Annotated in this window: 18 protein-coding genes; 11 read left to right on the plus strand and 7 right to left on the minus strand. The window is 58.8% G+C overall.

Annotation, left to right across the window (positions count from 1 at the left end; all coding sequences use genetic code 11):
* Window positions 1-247 precede the first annotated feature (247 nt).
* The 3 genes from FFI16_RS20665 (at window position 248) to fdxA (ending at window position 3,869) form a co-directional block, all read left to right on the plus strand.
* Window positions 248-529, plus strand: coding sequence for a DUF3077 domain-containing protein (locus FFI16_RS20665; RefSeq protein WP_053254658.1), 282 nt, complete (start codon window positions 248-250; stop codon window positions 527-529).
* Between the two features lie 282 nt (window positions 530-811).
* The gene (gene mutS / locus FFI16_RS20670) at window positions 812-3,403 is read left to right on the plus strand and encodes a DNA mismatch repair protein MutS (RefSeq protein ID WP_138816586.1); all 2,592 of its coding nucleotides are present in this window, start codon (window positions 812-814) and stop codon (window positions 3,401-3,403) included.
* Window positions 3,404-3,545: 142 nt separating this feature from the next.
* Window positions 3,546-3,869, plus strand: a complete 324-nt coding sequence (gene fdxA / locus FFI16_RS20675; protein ID WP_003208688.1) for a ferredoxin FdxA — start codon at window positions 3,546-3,548, stop codon at window positions 3,867-3,869.
* A gap of 494 nt (window positions 3,870-4,363) precedes the next feature.
* On the opposite strand, the gene apbC is transcribed toward fdxA, so the two are convergent.
* On the minus strand, window positions 4,364-5,458 hold the full coding sequence (apbC, locus tag FFI16_RS20680; RefSeq protein ID WP_017137049.1) for an iron-sulfur cluster carrier protein ApbC: 1,095 nt from the start codon (window positions 5,456-5,458) through the stop codon (window positions 4,364-4,366).
* 172 nt (window positions 5,459-5,630) lie between these two features.
* Here apbC and metG point away from each other — a divergent pair, with 172 nt between their 5' ends.
* From metG to FFI16_RS20700, 4 genes are all read left to right on the plus strand, one after another.
* The gene (metG, locus tag FFI16_RS20685) at window positions 5,631-7,682 is read left to right on the plus strand and encodes a methionine--tRNA ligase (RefSeq protein WP_017137048.1); all 2,052 of its coding nucleotides are present in this window, start codon (window positions 5,631-5,633) and stop codon (window positions 7,680-7,682) included.
* 83 nt (window positions 7,683-7,765) lie between these two features.
* Window positions 7,766-8,764, plus strand: coding sequence for an electron transport complex subunit RsxB (gene rsxB, locus FFI16_RS20690; protein WP_256666277.1), 999 nt, complete (start codon window positions 7,766-7,768; stop codon window positions 8,762-8,764).
* A 69-nt stretch (window positions 8,765-8,833) separates the two neighbouring features.
* Window positions 8,834-9,472 (plus strand): endonuclease III, encoded by a 639-nt coding sequence (nth, locus tag FFI16_RS20695; protein ID WP_017137046.1) that lies wholly within the window; start codon window positions 8,834-8,836, stop codon window positions 9,470-9,472.
* 107 nt (window positions 9,473-9,579) lie between these two features.
* Entirely contained in the window at window positions 9,580-9,762 is a 183-nt protein-coding gene (locus tag FFI16_RS20700; RefSeq protein WP_138816590.1) for a PA3496 family putative envelope integrity protein, read from the plus strand.
* Window positions 9,763-9,847: 85 nt separating this feature from the next.
* On the opposite strand, the gene FFI16_RS20705 is transcribed toward FFI16_RS20700, so the two are convergent.
* The 3 genes from FFI16_RS20705 to FFI16_RS20715 all read right to left on the minus strand — a co-directional run bounded on the left by FFI16_RS20705 (window position 9,848) and on the right by FFI16_RS20715 (window position 13,371).
* The gene (locus tag FFI16_RS20705; RefSeq protein WP_138816592.1) at window positions 9,848-10,480 is read right to left on the minus strand and encodes a response regulator transcription factor; all 633 of its coding nucleotides are present in this window, start codon (window positions 10,478-10,480) and stop codon (window positions 9,848-9,850) included.
* Window positions 10,481-11,115: 635 nt separating this feature from the next.
* Entirely contained in the window at window positions 11,116-12,333 is a 1,218-nt protein-coding gene (locus FFI16_RS20710; RefSeq protein ID WP_003208700.1) for an argininosuccinate synthase, read from the minus strand.
* A 129-nt stretch (window positions 12,334-12,462) separates the two neighbouring features.
* Entirely contained in the window at window positions 12,463-13,371 is a 909-nt protein-coding gene (locus tag FFI16_RS20715) for an OmpA family protein (RefSeq protein WP_138816593.1), read from the minus strand.
* Between the two features lie 156 nt (window positions 13,372-13,527).
* On the opposite strand from FFI16_RS20715, the gene pyrC reads away from it, so the two are divergent.
* Complete coding sequence (gene pyrC, locus FFI16_RS20720; RefSeq protein ID WP_017137042.1) at window positions 13,528-14,574, plus strand: dihydroorotase; 1,047 nt, start codon at window positions 13,528-13,530, stop codon at window positions 14,572-14,574.
* On the plus strand, window positions 14,571-15,242 hold the full coding sequence (gene rnt, locus FFI16_RS20725; RefSeq protein ID WP_017738287.1) for a ribonuclease T: 672 nt from the start codon (window positions 14,571-14,573) through the stop codon (window positions 15,240-15,242). The genes pyrC and rnt overlap by 4 nt, the downstream gene beginning before the upstream one ends.
* A 64-nt stretch (window positions 15,243-15,306) precedes the next feature.
* Here rnt and FFI16_RS20730 read toward each other — a convergent pair whose 3' ends face one another.
* Window positions 15,307-15,909 carry a peroxiredoxin gene (locus FFI16_RS20730; RefSeq protein WP_003172097.1) on the minus strand — a complete coding sequence of 201 codons (603 nt, stop codon included), beginning with the start codon at window positions 15,907-15,909 and terminating at the stop codon, window positions 15,307-15,309.
* Window positions 15,910-16,152: 243 nt separating this feature from the next.
* Between FFI16_RS20730 and FFI16_RS20735 the strand changes: the two genes are divergently transcribed.
* A complete protein-coding gene (locus tag FFI16_RS20735) occupies window positions 16,153-16,371 on the plus strand; it encodes a bacterioferritin-associated ferredoxin (protein WP_138816595.1) in 219 nt (72 codons plus the stop codon).
* Between the two features lie 201 nt (window positions 16,372-16,572).
* Entirely contained in the window at window positions 16,573-17,043 is a 471-nt protein-coding gene (gene bfr / locus FFI16_RS20740; RefSeq protein WP_017137040.1) for a bacterioferritin, read from the plus strand.
* A gap of 78 nt (window positions 17,044-17,121) precedes the next feature.
* Here the strand turns inward: bfr and grxD are convergent, their stop codons facing one another.
* Together grxD and FFI16_RS20750 are read right to left on the minus strand one after the other, a co-directional pair.
* Window positions 17,122-17,460, minus strand: a complete 339-nt coding sequence (grxD, locus tag FFI16_RS20745) for a Grx4 family monothiol glutaredoxin (protein WP_058421605.1) — start codon at window positions 17,458-17,460, stop codon at window positions 17,122-17,124.
* Between the two features lie 84 nt (window positions 17,461-17,544).
* Window positions 17,545-19,653 carry a molybdopterin oxidoreductase family protein gene (locus tag FFI16_RS20750; protein WP_138816597.1) on the minus strand — a complete coding sequence of 703 codons (2,109 nt, stop codon included), beginning with the start codon at window positions 19,651-19,653 and terminating at the stop codon, window positions 17,545-17,547.
* Window positions 19,654-19,657: the final 4 nt, after the last annotated feature.

Consider the following 19,657-nt stretch of genomic DNA (forward strand, 5'->3'; position numbering starts at 1 on the left):
TGGCAACTGGCAACTGGCAACTGGCAACTGGCAACTGGCGAAGCAAAGCAAAGCAAAGCAAAGCAAAGCCAAGAGATTCCCGCCTTTTCTCAGTTGCGCCCAACCCACCACCACGCTACCCTCCCCTCTGTCGCTGCCAATTCAGCGACCGGGCCTGATAACCCGGCAAGATGCAGGCGCCAAAAGCGCCACGCATTCGTTCAACAACGAACGTGGTAGCTCTCAACCGACTATGGGAGTTTTACCGATGACCGCTACAGATCCATCCGCGTTAACCACCCTCGGCGTCACCCCCTTCTCCTTCCATTCCGACCAACCGCTATTCCGCGTCAACAGCGGTGTGTCCCTGCACGAAGCCTTGCACCACGCCTCCGACCTCCTCCACGTCGCCAAGCAACTCGCCGAAGATGCAGCCATGACCAAGGAGACGGACCGGTACGCCTGGGCATCGCATTACTTGCAGGAGATGGTCAAGGCGGTGGTTGATGATGTGGTGAAGGTGTTGGATTCGCCCGGCAACCTTCAATAAGGGGCGAATGAAAAACCGGCGCGGCGTCTGATTCCGATCAGTTAAGAGATAGCACAAGCACCGCTAACCTGTGGCGAGGGAGCTTGCTCCCTCGCCACAGGTTCGGTGTTCGTTCTTGGGAGTGATGGCTATTGGGCGCTGCGCCATTTTTGGGTTTTACCTGGCTGTTTGTGACCTGCGAACCCTCGACCTCGCGTGTTAACCTTGCCGCCATCGCAAAATTAGCAGGGCCAAGCGCCCCATCTTTGCCCCACTCCTTTTAACGAATTTGCTAACTATCTGATGAGTAAAAACACCTCCGATCTGTCCTCCCACACCCCGATGATGCAGCAGTACTGGCGCCTCAAAAACCAGCACCCTGATCAGTTGATGTTCTATCGCATGGGCGACTTCTACGAGATCTTCTACGAAGACGCGAAGAAGGCCGCCAAGCTGCTGGACATCACCCTGACCGCGCGTGGGCAGTCGGCGGGGCAGTCGATTCCGATGTGTGGGATTCCTTACCATTCGTTGGAAGGCTACCTGGTCAAGCTGGTGAAGCTCGGCGAGTCGGTGGTGATCTGTGAGCAGATCGGCGACCCGGCCACCAGCAAGGGGCCGGTGGAACGTCAGGTGGTACGCATTATCACGCCAGGCACGGTGAGTGATGAGGCGTTGCTGGATGAGCGTCGTGACAACCTGATCGCGGCGGTGCTGGGCGATGAGCGTTTGTTCGGCCTGTCGGTGCTGGATATCACCAGCGGCAACTTCAGCGTGCTGGAGATCAAGGGCTGGGAGAACCTGCTGGCGGAGCTGGAGCGCATCAATCCGGTGGAGTTGTTGATTCCGGATGATTGGCCCAAGGATCTGCCGGCGGAAAAACGTCGTGGGACCAAGCGTCGTGCGCCGTGGGATTTTGAGCGCGACACGGCGCTGAAAAGCCTGTGCCAGCAGTTCTCGGTGCAGGACCTTAAAGGCTTCGGCTGCGAGACCTTGACCCTGGCCATCGGCGCTGCCGGTTGCTTGCTCAGTTATGCCAGGGAAACCCAGCGCACCGCCCTGCCGCATTTGCGCAGCCTGCGCCATGAGCGCCTGGATGACACTGTGGTGCTCGATGGCGCCAGCCGTCGCAACCTGGAGCTGGACACCAACCTGGCCGGTGGCCGCGATAACACGCTGCAATCGGTGGTCGACCGTTGCCAGACGGCCATGGGCAGCCGTTTGCTGACCCGTTGGTTGAACCGCCCACTGCGCGATCTGACCGTGCTGCAAGCGCGCCAGACCTCTATTACTTGCCTGCTGGATCGCTATCGCTTTGAGAACCTGCAGCCGCAGCTTAAAGAAATCGGCGATATCGAGCGCATCCTGGCGCGGATTGGCCTGCGCAATGCGCGGCCGCGTGACCTGGCGCGTCTGCGCGATGCCTTGAGCGCGCTGCCGCAGCTGCAAGTGGCGATGACTGAGTTGGACACGCCGCACCTGCAACAACTCGCCGCAACAGCCGGCACTTATCCGGACCTCGCGGCGCTGCTGGAAAAAGCCATTATCGACAACCCGCCGGCGATTATCCGTGACGGCGGCGTGCTTAAAACCGGTTACGACAGCGAGCTGGACGAGCTGCAATCCCTGAGCGAAAACGCCGGGCAGTTCCTGATTGACCTGGAAGCCCGCGAAAAAGCCCGTACCGGCCTGGCTAACTTGAAGGTCGGCTACAACCGCGTACACGGCTACTTTATTGAGTTGCCGAGCAAACAGGCCGAGTCGGCGCCGATCGACTATCAGCGTCGCCAAACCCTTAAAGGCGCCGAGCGTTTCATTACGCCGGAGCTTAAAGAGTTCGAAGACAAGGCACTGTCGGCCAAGAGCCGTGCCCTGGCGCGCGAAAAGATGCTGTATGAAGCGTTGCTTGAGGACTTGATCAGCCGCCTGGCGCCGCTGCAAGACACTGCCGCCGCCCTGGCGGAACTGGATGTGCTGAGCAACCTGGCCGAGCGCGCGCTGAACCTTGACCTGAACTGCCCGCGGTTTGTCAGTGAGCCGTGCATGCGTATCGTGCAGGGGCGTCACCCGGTGGTGGAGCAGGTGTTGACCACGCCGTTCGTGGCCAACGACCTGTCACTGGATGACGACACGCGCATGCTGGTGATCACCGGTCCCAACATGGGTGGTAAATCCACCTACATGCGCCAGACCGCATTGATCGTGTTGCTGGCGCACATCGGCAGCTTTGTGCCGGCAGCCAGTTGCGAGTTGTCGCTGGTGGACCGCATCTTCACCCGGATCGGTTCCAGTGATGACCTGGCCGGCGGGCGTTCGACCTTTATGGTGGAAATGAGCGAAACCGCCAACATCCTGCATAACGCCACCGAACGCAGTCTGGTGCTGATGGACGAAGTGGGGCGCGGCACCAGCACCTTCGATGGTCTGTCGCTGGCGTGGGCGGCGGCCGAGCGTTTGGCGCATTTGCGCGCCTATACGCTGTTTGCCACGCACTATTTCGAACTGACTGTGTTACCGGAAAGCGAGCCGCTGGTGGCCAACGTGCACCTGAATGCCACTGAGCACAACGAGCGCATCGTGTTCCTGCACCACGTGCTGCCGGGGCCGGCGAGCCAGAGTTACGGCTTGGCCGTGGCGCAGTTGGCGGGGGTTCCCGCACAAGTCATCAGCCGTGCCCGCGAACACCTGAGCCGCCTGGAAGAAACCGCCCTGCCCCACGAGATTCCTGTGGCAAGCGTGACCAAAACCAGCAGCAAACCGAGCGCGCCGCACCAGAGTGATATGTTCGCCAGCCTGCCCCATCCGGTGCTGGATGAGTTGGCAAAGCTTGACTTGGACGGCTTGACGCCGCGTAAAGCGCTCGAAATGTTATATGCACTGCAAGTTCGGATATAACGCACGGGCTTGCAAGCTGGTAGACTCTCGCGCGGTTTGGGATGCTGCAGGTTATTAGCCTGGCCTGCAGACTATCGCTCCCGAACCTCGCGAGCCCTGCCACAAAGGGTTTCGCTGCCGCCGCCTGAGGAGAGAATTAGAAATGACCTTCGTCGTTACCGACAACTGCATCAAGTGCAAGTACACCGACTGCGTCGAAGTGTGTCCGGTGGACTGCTTCTACGAAGGCCCGAACTTCCTGGTTATCCACCCGGATGAGTGCATTGACTGCGCCCTGTGTGAACCAGAATGCCCGGCCGTCGCTATTTTCTCCGAGGACGAAGTCCCGGCAGAGATGCAGGAATTCATTCAGTTGAACGTCGAGCTGGCGGAAATCTGGCCAAATATCACTGAACGTAAAGATCCGATGCCTGACGCAGCGGAGTGGGATGGCAAGAAAGGTAAGATTGCAGACCTCGAGCGCTAAAGCTCCGCCGCCCAATAAAAAGGCCCCTTGCGGGCCTTTTTGCGTTTCTGATTGGTCGTTTTCACTTTTCTGCAGGCAAAAAAAGGGGCGGTATGACCCGCCCACATTTTTTCCCTAGTCCCTGTATTCCTTTTCATCGTCCTGATGAATCGCATCCTGCGACGTTCCTTCAACCATCGTTCCTTGATGGCTGTGCCAATCCGTGGACACAGGGCTGATCTTAGAGAGTTCCGAGGGAAGTTCAATGGGATCCAAGTGATCGGCTGACAGACTTGAACGCCCATTCAAGTATAAATAATTGTTATTTTTCATAAGGATAGAAAATTCGCTCACGATTTCGAGATGGACATGCCTGGTAAAAAAACCAATCACTTACGAAAAAGTAAGCAAATGCTTACACGCGCAATTGCGCAAACGCGTGATTGAGAACCTTTGACTGATCGGCAGGCATAAAAAAGCCCCGACAACGCCGAGGCTGTTTTCATTCAGCCGACTCAGTCGTCGCTGACAGTGATGGTCGGCATCGCCGGTGCTGCCGCTTCCTGCAGGACGATCCGCGCGCCCACGTGACGGGCCAGTTCCTGGTACACCATAGCGATCGGTCCATCGGGCTCTGCGGCCACGGTCGGCTTGCCGCCGTCGGCCTGCTCACGAATTTCCATCGCCAGCGGCAGCGACGCCAGCAACTCAACCCCGTACTGGGTCGCCAACTTCTCGCCGCCGCCTTCGCCGAACAAATGCTCGGCGTGGCCGCAGTTGGAGCAGATGTGTACCGCCATGTTTTCAACGACGCCCAGCACCGGGATGTTGACCTTGCGGAACATCTCCACGCCTTTCCTGGCATCCAGCAACGCCAGGTCCTGAGGCGTGGTCACGATCACCGAACCGGCCACCGGCACCTTTTGCGCCAGTGTCAGTTGGATATCGCCAGTGCCTGGCGGCATGTCGATCACCAGGTAATCGAGGTCGCCCCAGGCGGTCTGGGTGACCAGTTGCAGCAAGGCGCCGGAGACCATCGGCCCGCGCCAGACCATCGGTGTGTTGTCGTCGGTGAGGAAGGCCATGGACATCACCTCCACGCCCAGCGACTCGATCGGCACGAACCACTTCTGGTCCTTGACCTTGGGCCGCGTGCCTTCGGCAATGCCGAACATCACGCCCTGGCTTGGGCCGTAGATATCCGCGTCGAGGATGCCCACGCGAGCACCTTCACGGGCCAGCGCCAGGGCCAGGTTGGCGGCGGTGGTGGATTTACCCACGCCGCCCTTGCCGGAGGCCACGGCGATAACATTCTTGACGTTGGCCAGGCCCGGAATCTGCGCCTGGGCCTTGTGCGCGGCGATCACGCACTGGATGTCGACCTTGGCCGAACGCACGCCCTCCAGGCCTTCGATGGCCATTTGCAGCATCTGCGCCCAGCCACTCTTGAACAAACCGGCGGCATAGCCCAGTTCCAACTGGACCGACACCTGGTCGCCCTGGACTTCAATGGCACGTACACAGCCGGCGCTGACCGGGTCCTGGTTCAAATAGGGGTCGGTGTACTGGCGAAGAACGGCTTCCACCGCTGCGCGATTGACGGCGCTCATGGGCTACTCCCGAAAAAAGACTGACTGAAACAGGCGGCTATCCTAACCGTTCCGGCCGCCCAGCGGCATGCTTTCGAGACCTGGGAAGATTCAGAAACAGCACCACGGGGTGAAATATATTTCCCGGCGCTTTATAGTGGCCGACCTCCGTTTCATCAAGTAGCCGAGCCCCATGTCCGAGCCACGCAAGATCCTCGTCACCAGCGCCCTGCCCTATGCCAATGGTTCCATCCATCTTGGCCATATGCTTGAGTACATCCAGACCGATATGTGGGTGCGCTTCCAGAAGCATCGCGGCAACCAATGCATTTATGTCTGCGCGGACGACGCCCACGGTTCGGCCATCATGTTGCGCGCCGAGAAGGAAGGCATCACCCCGGAACAACTGATCGCCAATGTGCAGGCTGAACACAGCGCCGACTTTGCCGAGTTCCTGGTGGACTTCGACAACTTCCACTCGACCCACTCCGAAGAAAACCGCGAGCTGTCGAGCCAGATCTACCTGCGCTTGAAGGAAGCCGGGCACATCGACCAGCGTTCGGTGACCCAGTATTTCGACCCGGAAAAGAAAATGTTCCTGGCCGACCGCTTCATCAAGGGCACCTGCCCTAAATGCGGCACCGAAGACCAGTACGGCGACAACTGCGAAAAATGTGGTGCAACCTACGCACCGACTGACTTGAAGAACCCGAAGTCGGCAATCTCCGGCGCCACCCCGGTGCTCAAGGATTCCCAGCACTTCTTCTTCAAGCTCCCGGATTTCCAGCAGATGCTGCAAACCTGGACCCGCAGCGGCACCTTGCAGGACGCCGTGGCCAACAAACTCTCCGAATGGCTCGACAGCGGCCTGCAGCAGTGGGACATCTCCCGCGATGCGCCGTACTTCGGCTTCGAGATCCCGGGCGAGCCGGGCAAGTACTTCTATGTGTGGCTGGACGCGCCGATTGGCTACATGGCCAGCTTCAAAAACCTCTGCGACCGCACGCCTGAGCTGGACTTCGACGCGTTCTGGGCCAAGGACTCCACCGCCGAGCTGTACCACTTCATCGGCAAGGACATCGTTAACTTCCACGCGCTTTTCTGGCCGGCCATGCTCGAAGGTTCGGGCTACCGCAAGCCAACCGGCATCGCCGTGCACGGTTACCTGACGGTCAATGGCCAGAAAATGTCCAAGTCCCGTGGCACCTTTATCAAGGCGCGCACTTACCTGGACCACCTGTCGCCGGAATACCTGCGCTACTACTACGCCGCCAAGCTGGGCCGTGGTGTCGACGACCTGGACCTGAACCTGGAAGACTTCGTACAGAAGGTCAACTCGGACCTGGTCGGCAAAGTGGTCAACATCGCCAGCCGTTGCGCCGGGTTTATCCACAAGGGCAATGCCGGTTTGCTGGTGGCTGAAAACGCCGCTCCGGAACTGACCGAGGCCTTCCTGGCCGCCGCGCCAAGCATTGCCGACGCCTATGAAGCCCGTGACTTTGCCCGCGCCATGCGTGAGATCATGGGCCTAGCCGACCGCGCTAACGCCTGGATCGCCGACAAGGCGCCATGGTCGCTGAACAAGCAGGAAGGCAAGCAGGCGGAAGTTCAGGCCATCTGCGCCACGGGCGTCAACCTGTTCCGTCAGTTGGTGATTTTCCTCAAGCCGGTGCTGCCATTGCTGGCCGCTGATGCCGAGGCGTTCCTCAACGTCGCGCCGCTGACCTGGAACGACCACGCCACCCTGCTCAGCAACCATCAGTTGAACGAGTTCAAGCCGTTGATGACGCGTATTGACCCGGTAAAAGTCCAGGCCATGACCGACGCTTCGAAAGAAGACCTGGTCGCCAGCCAGACCGACACCGGTTCGGCTGCGCCCGCCGGTAACGGTGAGCTGGCCAAGGATCCGATCTCGGCAGAAATCGACTTCGACGCCTTTGCCGCCGTCGACCTGCGCGTTGCGCTGATCGTCAAGGCCGAGGCCGTAGAAGGTGCCGACAAGCTGCTGCGCCTGACCCTGGACCTGGGTGGCGAACAACGTAACGTGTTCTCCGGCATCAAGAGCGCCTACCCGGACCCGTCCAAGCTCGATGGTCGCCTGACCATGATGATCGCCAACCTCAAGCCACGCAAAATGAAGTTCGGTATCTCCGAAGGTATGGTGATGGCGGCTGGCCCTGGCGGCGAAGAGATCTACCTGTTGAGCCCTGACAGCGGTGCCAAGCCGGGTCAGCGTATCAAGTAAGCCTGCAAAACAGCCCTGTCGTTTCGGCGGCGGGGCTTTTCAGCTAGTCCCCTTTTCCAGCTTGCCGGATAATCAGCCTCTGTTTGTCTAACCGGCATGCCAATGATCCCCCCATGACTCTGATTCAACGTATCGACGCGCTGCTGCCGCAGACCCAATGCGGCAAATGCGGGCACCCAGGTTGCAAGCCTTACGCCGAGGGCATCGCCCAGGGCGAGGCGATCAACAAGTGCCCGCCCGGTGGGCAGGAAACCATTGCTGGCCTGGCCCACCTGTTGCGCGTGCCGGTGTTGGAACTGGACACCACGCGCGGCGAAGCCCCGGCCCAGGTCGCCTACATTCGCGAAGCCGAGTGCATTGGCTGCACCAAGTGCATCCAGGCGTGCCCGGTGGATGCGATAGTCGGCGCCGCCAAGTTGATGCACACCGTGATCATGGATGAGTGCACCGGCTGCGACCTGTGTGTTGCGCCATGCCCTGTGGACTGCATCGAAATGCGCCCAGCGACCACGGTGCTGGCGATTGTCGGCGGCCTGGCGACCAATGATCTGCAACACCAGGAGCGGACCCTCAAGCGCGACCGCGCGCGGCGGCGCTTTGAGCAACGCAATGCGCGGCTGCAACGCGAGGAAGCGCATAAGCTCGCCGAGCGCCTGGCGCGGGCTAAACGTTCGGCACCGCCGGCTGCCCCCGTAGCCGCCGATGACACTCAAGCGGCCCGGGATACAGCGGTCAAGAAAGCCAAGATCGCCGTTGCCATGAGCCGTGCCCAACTGCATAAATCCCTCAAGGCATTTGGACATCCACCGACCTTTGAGCAGCAGTCGCAGTTGATCGTGCTGCAGCAGCAGTTCGAAGCGGCGGAGCAGGCGCTGGCCGCCCTGGAAGTACAGAGCACGCCGATGCCTGCGACAGCGCCCAGTAACGGCGCCGACCTCAAGCGCGCTAAAATCCAGCTGGCCATGCGCCGCGCTGAATTGAAGAAAGCCCAGGATCTAAACGCCGCCCCACAGCAACTGGCCGAGGCGCAAAGCAACCTCGATGAAGCGCAACGCCAAATGGATGCGCATAACAGCGCATAAACCGGCGATAAACCCTGCCCTGTGTATTGCTACAATCGCGCTGATCGCCTGCAAGGAAACAACTGCCCCATGAACGCCGCAAAACGCCTGGAAATTTTCCGCAGGTTTCATGAAGACAATCCGGAACCCAAGACCGAGCTGGCCTACTCGTCGCCGTTCGAGTTGCTGATTGCGGTGATCCTGTCGGCACAATCCACCGACGTTGGCGTCAATAAGGCTACGGCCAAGCTGTACCCGGTGGCCAATACGCCAGCCGCCATTTATGCCCTGGGGGTGGAGGGTTTGTCGGAGTACATCAAGACGATCGGCCTGTACAACAGCAAGGCCAAGAACGTCATTGAGACCTGCCGCCTGTTGGTTGAGCTGCACGGCAGTGAAGTGCCGCAAACCCGCGAAGCCCTGGAAGCCCTTCCCGGCGTGGGCCGCAAAACCGCTAACGTGGTGCTCAATACCGCGTTCCGGCAACTGACCATGGCAGTGGACACGCATATTTTTCGCGTCAGCAACCGAACCGGCATCGCGCGCGGCAAGAATGTGGTCGAGGTAGAAAAGCAGTTGATGAAGTTTGTACCCAAGCCCTATTTGCTTGACTCCCACCACTGGCTGATCCTGCACGGGCGCTACGTATGCCAGGCCCGCAAGCCTCGCTGCGGGAGTTGCCGTATCGAAGACCTGTGCGAATACAAGGACAAAACCTCCGACGATTGAGGGTTCATTGGTTTTCTCGATCAGTCGATTGAAAAAATCTTTTTTACCCGTTCGTGGATTATCGTTATAAGGAGCGCCAACGGCAGTCTTAGCCCGGAGTTAACCTTATGAGCACTGACAAAGAACAACTGGATGTAGAAGACGATCTCGTTGAAGTGACGGATGACGAAGGGGAAGCCCCTGTGGCAGAGGTGGCCAAGACCAATTTGAGCAAACGCCGCACTATCGACAACCTGCTGGAAGAGCGACGCTTGCAAAAACAACTGGCCGATTACGACTTCGACTTCTGATCGATGCGCTGACGGCCGGAAGCCTCCCTGACGGAGGCTTTTTTTTGCCGGTTTTTCAGGTTCTGGTGTGCAACCGCACCCGCGTCTAAACGAGGCCGTTGCGCTGGGCCAGCTCGATCAAGTCCACAAGGGAACGTGCATTGAGCTTGAGCAACAGGCGGGTCTTGTAGGTGCTGACGGTTTTGTTGCTCAGGAACATGCCGTCGGCGATTTCCTTGTTGGTTTTGCCTCGGGCCAGTTGCTGCAGCACCATCATCTCGCGACCCGACAAGCGTTCAACCATGTCCGCCTCGCTGGCATTGCCCATGGTCGAGCGTACCGAGTTGAGCGCCTGGTTGGGAAAATAGCTGTAGCCGGAGAGCACCGCCTTGATGGCGCTCAACAACTCCGTCAGGTCCTGCTGCTTGCACACGTAGCCCGCCGCCCCCGCCTGCATGCAGCGCATGGAAAAATGGCCAGGCGCCTGAGACGTCAGCACCAGCACCTTGACGGGCGCAGCCTGCTTGGTAGACGCCAGGCGACAGATAACTTCCAAGCCATCGAGTTTGGGTATTCCGATATCCAGAATGACAATGTCCGGCATATGTTCCCGTGCAAGTTGCAACGCATCGACGCCGTTATCAGTCTCGGCAACGACTTCATAACCATGACGTTCCATTAGCATGCGCACAGCAAGACGAATGACGGGATGATCATCCACGATCAGCACTTTATTCATGAGAAAGTCCAATTTCGCTGTTCGAATTATTTAGAGCAAGCACAATAGCCTAGTCGTTTCCTAGTTGGCATAGCGCTCCCCCCCAAGCAACAGCAAGCAGAGACCCAACCCACAACGATATAGGAATTAACCTACAAAAAAACACAAACTCTGGCGCATACGGTTTTATGGAACCCTTCAGAACTTTCCGGGGCCATACATATTTTGAGTGAAATATGCACCGCAAAATGGGCATGAGGTAAATGTACCGCACATGACTTTCAGGAAATACCCCTTGCTTGTCGCCGCAAGGCCAGCGAACAGCTGAAAAAAAATCAACTGTTTTAGTTCCATTCAACATACCTGTTTACATCCCTATTTCCTACAGAAGTTTCAGCGCCCTACATACTCGCTGTACTTAGGTAGTGAATTTTCCGTAAGACATAGTTCCTGTGCAGGTGTAAAAAATTCATTCAGTCGTACAGAAATAAACACGCCATCGCTGAAACGGCCGCGTTCAACTTCGATATTCAACAAAACTTAAACGACAGCGCATCGCTTAAACATCAGGCTGTATTTAAGGCACCTGCCTTTATATGCAGACAAAAAAATGGCCCCTTGAACAAGGGGCCATTTTTTTACAACGAGGGCAGCACTCAGAACAGCTTGCGACCCTTGTTGGCGGCGATGCGCATACGCAGCGCGTTCAGCTTGATGAAGCCTGCCGCGTCTGCCTGGTTGTAGGCGCCGCCGTCTTCTTCGAAGGTGGCGATGTTGGCGTCGAACAGCGACTCATCGGACTTGCGGCCAGTAACGATCACGTTGCCCTTGTACAGCTTCAGGCGCACAACGCCGTTCACGTGAACCTGGGAGGCGTCGATCATCTGTTGCAGCATCAGACGCTCCGGGCTCCACCAGTAACCGGTGTAGATCAGGCTGGCGTACTTGGGCATCAGCTCGTCTTTGAGGTGAGCCACTTCACGATCCAGGGTGATCGACTCAATGGCGCGGTGGGCGCGCAGCATGATGGTGCCACCCGGGGTTTCGTAGCAGCCACGGGACTTCATGCCCACGTAGCGGTTCTCGACGATGTCGAGACGGCCGATACCGTGCTCGCCACCGATACGGTTCAGGGTCGCCAGCACGGTGGCCGGGGTCATTTCGACGCCGTCCAGTGCAACGATGTCGCCGTTACGGTAGGTCAGTTCCAGGTACTGGGCCTTGTCTGGAGCGTTCTCCGGGGAGACGGTCCATTTCCACATGTCTTCTTCGTGCTCGGTCCAGGTGTCTTCCAGCACGCCACCTTCATAGGAGATGTGCAGCAAGTTGGCGTCCATCGAGTACGGGGACTTCTTCTTGCCGTGACGCTCGATCGGGATTGCGTGCTTTTCAGCGTAATCCATCAGCTTTTCACGGGACAGCAGGTCCCATTCACGCCAAGGAGCAATCACTTTCACGCCTGGTTTGAGGGCGTAGGCACCCAGTTCGAAACGCACCTGGTCGTTGCCTTTGCCGGTAGCACCATGGGAAATGGCGTCGGCGCCGGTTTCGTTGGCGATTTCGATCAGGCGTTTGGCGATCAGCGGACGTGCGATGGAAGTACCCAGCAGGTACTCGCCTTCGTAGACGGTGTTGGCGCGAAACATCGGGAAGACGAAATCGCGGACGAATTCTTCGCGCAGGTCGTCAATGTAGATCTCTTTCACGCCCATGGCTTGCGCCTTGGCACGTGCAGGTTCGACCTCTTCGCCCTGACCCAGGTCAGCGGTGAAGGTCACCACTTCACAGTTATAAGTATCCTGCAGCCACTTGAGGATCACCGAAGTGTCCAGGCCGCCGGAATACGCGAGAACGACCTTGTTTACGTCGGCCATGCCATCACTCCACGGGGTTGTACGGAAAGCCGTCGATTCTACCGACCAAAACCGTGAATTTACAGAGGCGCGACAGCAAATGAAGATAAAGCGACAGATTATGTCGAGCGGGCGACCGATGGTCGCACCTTATGAGGTGTGTGCCGCGCTACTCGGGCCAGTGGCCTGTGGCGCCGGTTTCTCGGGGGCCGCTACGCGTTCGAGCTGAATGTTCACGCGACGATTGCGGGCGCGGTTGGCGGCATTGGTATTGGGCGCCAGTGGGTAACTTTCACCGTGAAAACGCAGGGTGATCTGCGATTCCTGGATGCCATTGGCCTTGAAGTAGTCCATCACTGCCAGGGCACGACGGCGCGAGACGTCACGGTTGGTCAGGCGGTTACCGCTGTTGTCTGAGTGGCCATTCAGTTCGACGTGGTTAACCGTCGGGTCGGCTTTCATGAACGCAAGAATCACGTCCAGCTTCTTCTTGGCTGCAGCGTCCAGCTCGATACCGCCGCCGGGGAAGCCGACCTCGGTCTGTTTGACCTGATCGTAATTCATCGGCAACAGCTTGGTGGTGCACAGTTGATAGTCGTTGAAGGCCTTGTTGAATTTCACCGGCAACAGGCGGATTTCCGAGTAGCCACCCTCACGCCCGTAATGCCGCACGGTGGGGCTGCGCCCTTCGAGCAAACCGGTGAACAAACGCCCGGCCTGGGCCTGGGAGCTGTTGAACAGCACGTCGCCACTGCCCACACGCACGGCGCCGAGGTTAATATCACCACGGCCCGGTTGCCAGGGTGCCGCCGCCGCCAACAAGGTCGCCGAGCCCGCACCGAGCGCGCCGCTGTAGGCTTTAAGGCGAAATGTCGCCTGCTCGCCGGCCCGGCGCACGAACTCACCCGAGCCGAAATCGGTGATCGGCTGGGTCAGGCGGCACTCGAATTGGTCGCCTTCCACCTTCCACTCAATGTTCTCCAGACGTGTCTGGAATGTGAGTGCCATCGCGGGCAGGCTGGCGAACACACTGAGCAGGGCTAGATAATGCTGGCGCACGGGAGGCTCCACTGGTTTCTACAACACTTCAAAGCGTCATACGTCGTTAAGGCATACCCAGGGATATCGGACACGTGCGGCAAAACTTGATAGCGAGTGCCTGCAAGAGTCTTTTCCGGTAGCATTCCCACCAGATTGACCCGCCTGGAATCCCCAATGTCCGACCGCCTTACCCTGCTGCGTCCCGACGACTGGCATATTCATCTTCGCGATGGTGCTGCGTTACCCCAAACCGTGGCCGATGTAGCGCGCACGTTTGGCCGCGCGATTATCATGCCTAACCTGGTACCTCCGGTGCGTAATGCCGAGCAAGCCGATGCCTATCGCCAGCGTATCCTCGCTGCACGACCGGCCGGCAGCCGCTTCGAACCGTTGATGGTGCTCTACCTCACCGACCGCACCCAGCCTGCCGAGATTCGCGAGGCCAAGGCCAGCGGTTTTGTGTACGCCGCCAAGCTGTACCCGGCGGGCGCGACCACCAACTCCGACTCCGGCGTGACCAGTATCGACAAGATCCTGCCCGCGATCGAAGCCATGGCTGAAGTCGGCATGCCGCTGCTGATCCACGGTGAAGTCACCCGTGGCGATGTGGACGTGTTTGATCGTGAAAAGATCTTCATCGACGAGCATATGCGCCGTGTGGTCGAGCTGTTCCCGACCCTCAAGGTCGTGTTCGAGCACATCACCACCGCCGACGCCGTGCAGTTCGTCAACGAGGCTTCGGCCAACGTCGGCGCGACCATCACCGCGCATCACCTGCTCTACAACCGCAACCACATGCTGGTGGGCGGGATTCGTCCGCACTTCTATTGCCTGCCGATCCTCAAGCGCAACACCCACCAGGTGGCCTTGCTGGACGCCGCCACCAGCGGCAGCCCGAAGTTCTTCCTTGGCACCGACTCGGCGCCCCACGCCCAGCATGCCAAAGAAGCCGCATGCGGCTGTGCCGGTTGCTATACCGCGTATGCCGCCATCGAGCTGTATGCCGAGGCGTTCGAACAACGCAACGCCCTGGACAAGCTCGAAGCCTTCGCCAGCCTCAACGGCCCGCGCTTCTACGGCCTGCCGGCGAATACCGATCGCATTACCCTGGTTCGTGAAGACTGGACCGCCCCTGCCAGCCTGCCGTTTGGCGAGCTGACTGTTATCCCGCTGCGCGCCGGTGAAACACTGCGCTGGCGCCTGCTGGAGGAAAGCAAGTGAGTGAAGACCATTACGACGACGAACACGAGCACAGTGGTGGCGGTTCCCGCCACCCGATGGCCGAGCGGTTTCGCGGCTATCTGCCGGTTGTCATCGACGTAGAAACCGGTGGCTTCAACTGCGCCACCGACGCGTTGCTGGAAATCGCCGCGACCACCATCGGCATGGATGAGCAGGGTTTTGTGTTCCCGGAACACACGCACTTCTTCCGTGTGGAGCCGTTTGAAGGCGCGAATATCGAAGCTGCGGCCCTGGAGTTCACCGGGATCAAGCTCGATCACCCACTGCGCATGGCCGTGAGTGAAGAAGCGGCGCTGACCGATATCTTCCGTGGTGTGCGCAAAGCGTTGAAGGCCAATGGCTGCAAACGCGCGATTCTGGTTGGCCACAACAGCAGCTTCGATCTGGGCTTCCTGAATGCTGCCGTGGCGCGGTTGGACATGAAGCGCAACCCATTTCACCCGTTCTCCAGCTTCGACACCGCCACTCTCGCCGGTTTGGCCTATGGCCAGACGGTACTGGCGAAAGCCTGCCAGGCGGCCGGTATCGACTTTGACGGTCGTGAGGCCCACTCGGCTCGCTACGACACCGAGAAGACTGCCGATCTGTTCTGTGGCATCGTCAATCGCTGGAAGCAAATGGGCGGCTGGGAAGACTTCGGCGACTGAAGTTGAACCCCGCGCATAAAAAAACCGGCCTTCTCAGGCCGGTTTTTTTTGCTTCGAACCTGGCTTACAGCTTGCCGGCGTTCTCGGTCAGGTAAGCCGCAACGCCTTCTGGCGAAGCGTTCATGCCTTTGTCGCCTTTTTTCCAGTTGGCAGGGCAGACTTCGCCGTGCTCTTCGTGGAATTGCAGGGCGTCAACCAGACGGATCAGCTCTTCCATGTTGCGGCCCAGCGGCAGGTCGTTGATGATCTGCGAGCGCACAACGCCCTTGTCGTCGATCAGGAACGCGCCGCGGAACGCTACGCCGCCTTCGGACTCAACGTCGTAGGCCTTGGCGATGTCGTGCTTCATGTCGGCAGCCATGGTGTATTTGACTTTGCCGATGCCGCCATCATTGATGGCGGTGTTGCGCCAGGCGTTGTGGGTGAAATGGGAGTCGATGGAAACGGCTACCACTTCAACGTTGCGCGCCTTGAAATCGTCCATGCGGTGGTCCAGAGCGATCAGCTCCGACGGGCACACGAAGGTGAAGTCCAGCGGGTAGAAGAACACCAGGCCATATTTGCCTTTGATGGCTTCAGACAGTTTGAAGCTGTCTACGATTTCGCCATTGCCGAGGACGGCAGGTACGTCGAAATCCGGGGCTTGTTTGCCGACGAGTACGCTCATTGGGTATCTCCTGATGCAGGGGTGACGATTGAAGTAAAAGGACCGGCCCAAGTCTGGCGCAGTTAAGCGACAGCCCTGTGACGCAGTCACGCTTCGTGAAGACCGACCATCATACACTGAAAAAACCGTTCGTCAGCGCGCCGCGGGTACCTGGCAATCCCCTGCGAATCTACTTTGACAATCATTCTCGTTAACATTAAGATCCATCGCACTTAAGCCTTAAACCCGCGATGGTTCTCCCTTATGTATGTCTGCCTCTGCATTGGCGTCACCGACGGACAAATCCGCGAAGCAATCTACGAAGGTTGCTGCAGCTACAAGGAAGTACGTGAAACCACCGGCGTTGCCAGCCAGTGCGGCAAATGTGCTTGCCTCGCCAAGCAAGTGGTACGGGAAACCCTGACGCAGCTGCAAACAGCCCAGGCCGCGCTCCCCTACTCAGCAGAATTTACACACGCTTAAATAGGCGTGTTTTGAAGAACCGGACATAGTGTCCGGTTTTTTTATGCCCGTAATTCAATTAGTTAGCGCCAAGACGCGGAACACAAACATTCTTATTCCGATTAATTTTCATTTATTATTCAATAACTTAGGTTTGACACCAGGTATTTCGCCGCTCAAACTCCGCCTTATACACAGCTATTACAGGGCAGGACCCCAGTCATGAAAGGCGACATCTCAGTCATCCAGCAACTCAACAAAATCCTTGCCAATGAACTGGTCGCGATCAATCAGTACTTTCTGCATGCGCGCATGTATGACGATTGGGGCCTGGAAAAGCTCGGCAAGCGTGAATACAAAGAATCGATCAAGGCCATGAAGGACGCCGACGCGCTGATCAAGCGCATCCTGTTCCTGGAAGGCCTGCCGAACGTACAGGATCTGGGCAAGCTGAACATCGGCGAGCACACCCAGGAAATGATCAGCAGCGACCTGAAGTTCGAGCAAAAGAGCCACAGCGACCTCAAGGCCGCCATCGCTCATTGCGAAACCAAAGGTGACTTCGGCAGCCGTGAACTGCTGGAAGATATCCTGGAAGATCAGGAAGAGCACATCGACTGGCTGGAAACCCAGTTGGGTCTGATCGTTAAAGTCAGCCTGGAAAACTACCTGCAATCGCAGATGGGTGAATAAACCCTTTCAGCTTGCAGATAAAAGCTACAAAAAAGCCCCGCTCTCTTTCGAGAAGCGGGGCTTTTTATTGCATTCGGATCAAGCGTCAGTCTTGGCTGCCGCATTTACCGCTGCTTCTTTGATCAACGCTTGCAACGAACCATCAGCTGCCATTTCAGTGATGATATCGCTACCGCCGACCAGTTCACCGGCTACCCACAATTGCGGGAAAGTTGGCCAGTTGGCGTACTTCGGCAGGTTGGCACGGATTTCCGGGTTTTGCAGGATATCCACGTAAGCGAATTTCTCGCCGCACGCCATGATGGCCTGGGAAGCCTTCGCGGAGAAACCGCACTGAGGAGCGTTCGGGGCGCCCTTCATGTAAAGCAGAATGGTGTTATTGGCAATCTGCTCTTTGATCGTTTCGATGATATCCATGGAACACCTCGGCTGGAACTTTGCGACTCACAGGTCGGCACGGTGGCGCATTGTAACGCAAAATTCCAGCGCAGTGCTCGGGCCTTATGCGGCGGCCACCTGCACCGGCACGCCATTAAGCGCGGCGTTTCCAGATAATTCGTCCAATTGCCGCTCGTCGGTCAGGTCATTGGCGCTGGCCCCAGGCTGCCCACTGGCGATGCTCATGCGCACGCCTGGGCGACCGTGGCCCCAACCATGGGGCAGACTGACGACGCCGGGCATCATGTCCAGGCTGGCCACCACTTCCACTTCAATCTCGCCAATGCGTGAACTGACGCGCACCCACTGCCCATCGCTCAGTTGCCGGCTGGCAAGGTCGTCGGGATGCATATGCAGTTGATGGCGCGGCTTGCCCTTCACCAGGCGGTGATAGTTATGCATCCAGGAATTGTTGCTGCGTACATGCCGACGGCCGATCAGTAACAGCTCATTGACCACTGGCACCGGCTGGGCCGCAAAGCGCGCCAGGTCCGCCAGGATCACCGCAGGCGCCGCTTGCACGTGGCCGTCGGCGGTTTTCAAGCGGGCGGCCAGGTTGGGCTTGAGCGGCCCCAGGTCCACGCCATGGGGATGCTCGGCGAGCATGGCCACCGACAGTTTGTGCTCGGAAGCATCGCCATAAACCCCGGCGCGCAAGCCAAAGTCGATCATCTGCGCCGGTGCCATGGTTGGCTTGAGCGCAACACCGGTATGCGCACCGAAGGCCTTGGCCAAACCGACAAAGATCTCCCAGTCATGCAACGCACCGGCAGGCTTGGGCAGGATCGCGCGATTGAAGCGGGTGACGTTACGCACCGCAAACATGTTGAACGTGGTGTCGTAGTGATCGTTTTCCAGCGCCGAAGTGGACGGCAAGATCAGGTCGGCATAACGCGTGGTTTCGTTGATATACAGGTCGACGCTGACCATGAATTCCAGGCCGTCCAGAGCCTTCTCCAGTTGGCGACCGTTAGGCGTGGACAGCACCGGGTTTCCGGCCACCGTCACCAGGGCGCGGATCTGCCCTTCGCCTTCGGTGAGCATTTCTTCGGCCAGGGCCGATACGGGTAACTCGCCACCGTACTCCGGCCGCCCGGACACCCGGCTCTGCCAGCGATTGAAGTGCCCACCGCCAGTGGAGGCCACCAGGTCCACTGCCGGCGTGGTGCACAGGGCGCCGCCGACACGGTCGAGGTTGCCCGTGACCAGGTTGATCAATTGCACCAGCCAATGGCACAGCGTGCCGAAGGCCTGGGTCGATACGCCCATGCGCCCGTAGCACACGGCCGTGTCCGCCGCCGCGAAGTCCCGCGCCAACTGGCGGATCTGCTCGGCAGGCACCGCACACTGGCGGCTCATGGCTTCAGCGGTAAACCCGGCAATCGCCTGGCGCACATCCTCCAGGCCTGCAATCGGCAAATGGCTGTCGCGGGGCAGGTTTTCGCTGAACAAGGTATTGAGCAGCCCGAACAGCAACGCGGCGTCGCCACCGGGCCGCACGAACACATGCTGATCGGCAATCGCCGCCGTCTCGCTGCGCCGTGGGTCAACCACCACCACTTTGCCGCCACGCGCCTGGATGGCCTTGAGGCGTTTCTCCACGTCGGGCACGGTCATGATGCTGCCATTGGACGCCAGCGGGTTGCCGCCCAGGATCAGCATGAAGTCGGTGTGATCGATATCCGGAATCGGCAGCAACAAGCCATGGCCGTACATCAGGTGGCTGGTGAGGTGATGGGGCAACTGGTCCACCGATGTGGCGGAAAACCGATTGCGCGTCTTCAAAAGGCCAAGGAAGTAGTTGCTGTGGGTCATCAACCCATAGTTATGCACGCTGGGGTTGCCCTGATACACCGCCACCGCGTTCTGTCCGTGTCGAGCCTGGATGCCGGCGAGGCGTTCGGCTACCAGCGCAAAGGCTTCATCCCAGGGGATCGGCTGCCAGTCGCTGCCCACTCGCAGCATGGGCTGGTGCAGGCGGTCGGGGTCGTTCTGAATATCCTGCAGCGCCACGGCTTTTGGGCAAATGTGTCCGCGACTGAAAGTATCCAGCGGGTCGCCCTTGATGGAGGTGATCGCCAGGCTGCCGTCGTCCGCCTGAGTGGTTTCCAGGGTCAGACCACAGATGGCTTCACACAGATGGCAGGCACGGTGGTGGAGAGTCTTGGTCATGGCC

This window comes from Pseudomonas sp. KBS0710 (assembly GCF_005938045.2).
In the GTDB taxonomy this organism is placed as follows: Bacteria; Pseudomonadota; Gammaproteobacteria; order Pseudomonadales; family Pseudomonadaceae; genus Aquipseudomonas.

Bases quoted from the DNA above. Each gene is read 5' to 3' on its own strand.
- FFI16_RS20665 (WP_053254658.1), top strand. From the start codon at position 248: ATGACCGCTACAGATCCATCCGCGTTAACCACCCTCGGCGTCACCCCC.
- mutS (WP_138816586.1), top strand. From the start codon at position 812: ATGAGTAAAAACACCTCCGATCTGTCCTCCCACACCCCGATGATGCAG.
- fdxA (WP_003208688.1), top strand. From the start codon at position 3,546: ATGACCTTCGTCGTTACCGACAACTGCATCAAGTGCAAGTACACCGAC.
- apbC (WP_017137049.1), bottom strand. From the start codon at position 5,458: ATGAGCGCCGTCAATCGCGCAGCGGTGGAAGCCGTTCTTCGCCAGTAC.
- metG (WP_017137048.1), top strand. From the start codon at position 5,631: ATGTCCGAGCCACGCAAGATCCTCGTCACCAGCGCCCTGCCCTATGCC.
- nth (WP_017137046.1), top strand. From the start codon at position 8,834: ATGAACGCCGCAAAACGCCTGGAAATTTTCCGCAGGTTTCATGAAGAC.
- FFI16_RS20700 (WP_138816590.1), top strand. From the start codon at position 9,580: ATGAGCACTGACAAAGAACAACTGGATGTAGAAGACGATCTCGTTGAA.
- FFI16_RS20705 (WP_138816592.1), bottom strand. From the start codon at position 10,480: ATGAATAAAGTGCTGATCGTGGATGATCATCCCGTCATTCGTCTTGCT.
- FFI16_RS20710 (WP_003208700.1), bottom strand. From the start codon at position 12,333: ATGGCCGACGTAAACAAGGTCGTTCTCGCGTATTCCGGCGGCCTGGAC.
- pyrC (WP_017137042.1), top strand. From the start codon at position 13,528: ATGTCCGACCGCCTTACCCTGCTGCGTCCCGACGACTGGCATATTCAT.
- FFI16_RS20730 (WP_003172097.1), bottom strand. From the start codon at position 15,909: ATGAGCGTACTCGTCGGCAAACAAGCCCCGGATTTCGACGTACCTGCC.
- FFI16_RS20735 (WP_138816595.1), top strand. From the start codon at position 16,153: ATGTATGTCTGCCTCTGCATTGGCGTCACCGACGGACAAATCCGCGAA.
- bfr (WP_017137040.1), top strand. From the start codon at position 16,573: ATGAAAGGCGACATCTCAGTCATCCAGCAACTCAACAAAATCCTTGCC.
- grxD (WP_058421605.1), bottom strand. From the start codon at position 17,460: ATGGATATCATCGAAACGATCAAAGAGCAGATTGCCAATAACACCATT.
- FFI16_RS20750 (WP_138816597.1), bottom strand. From the start codon at position 19,653: ATGACCAAGACTCTCCACCACCGTGCCTGCCATCTGTGTGAAGCCATC.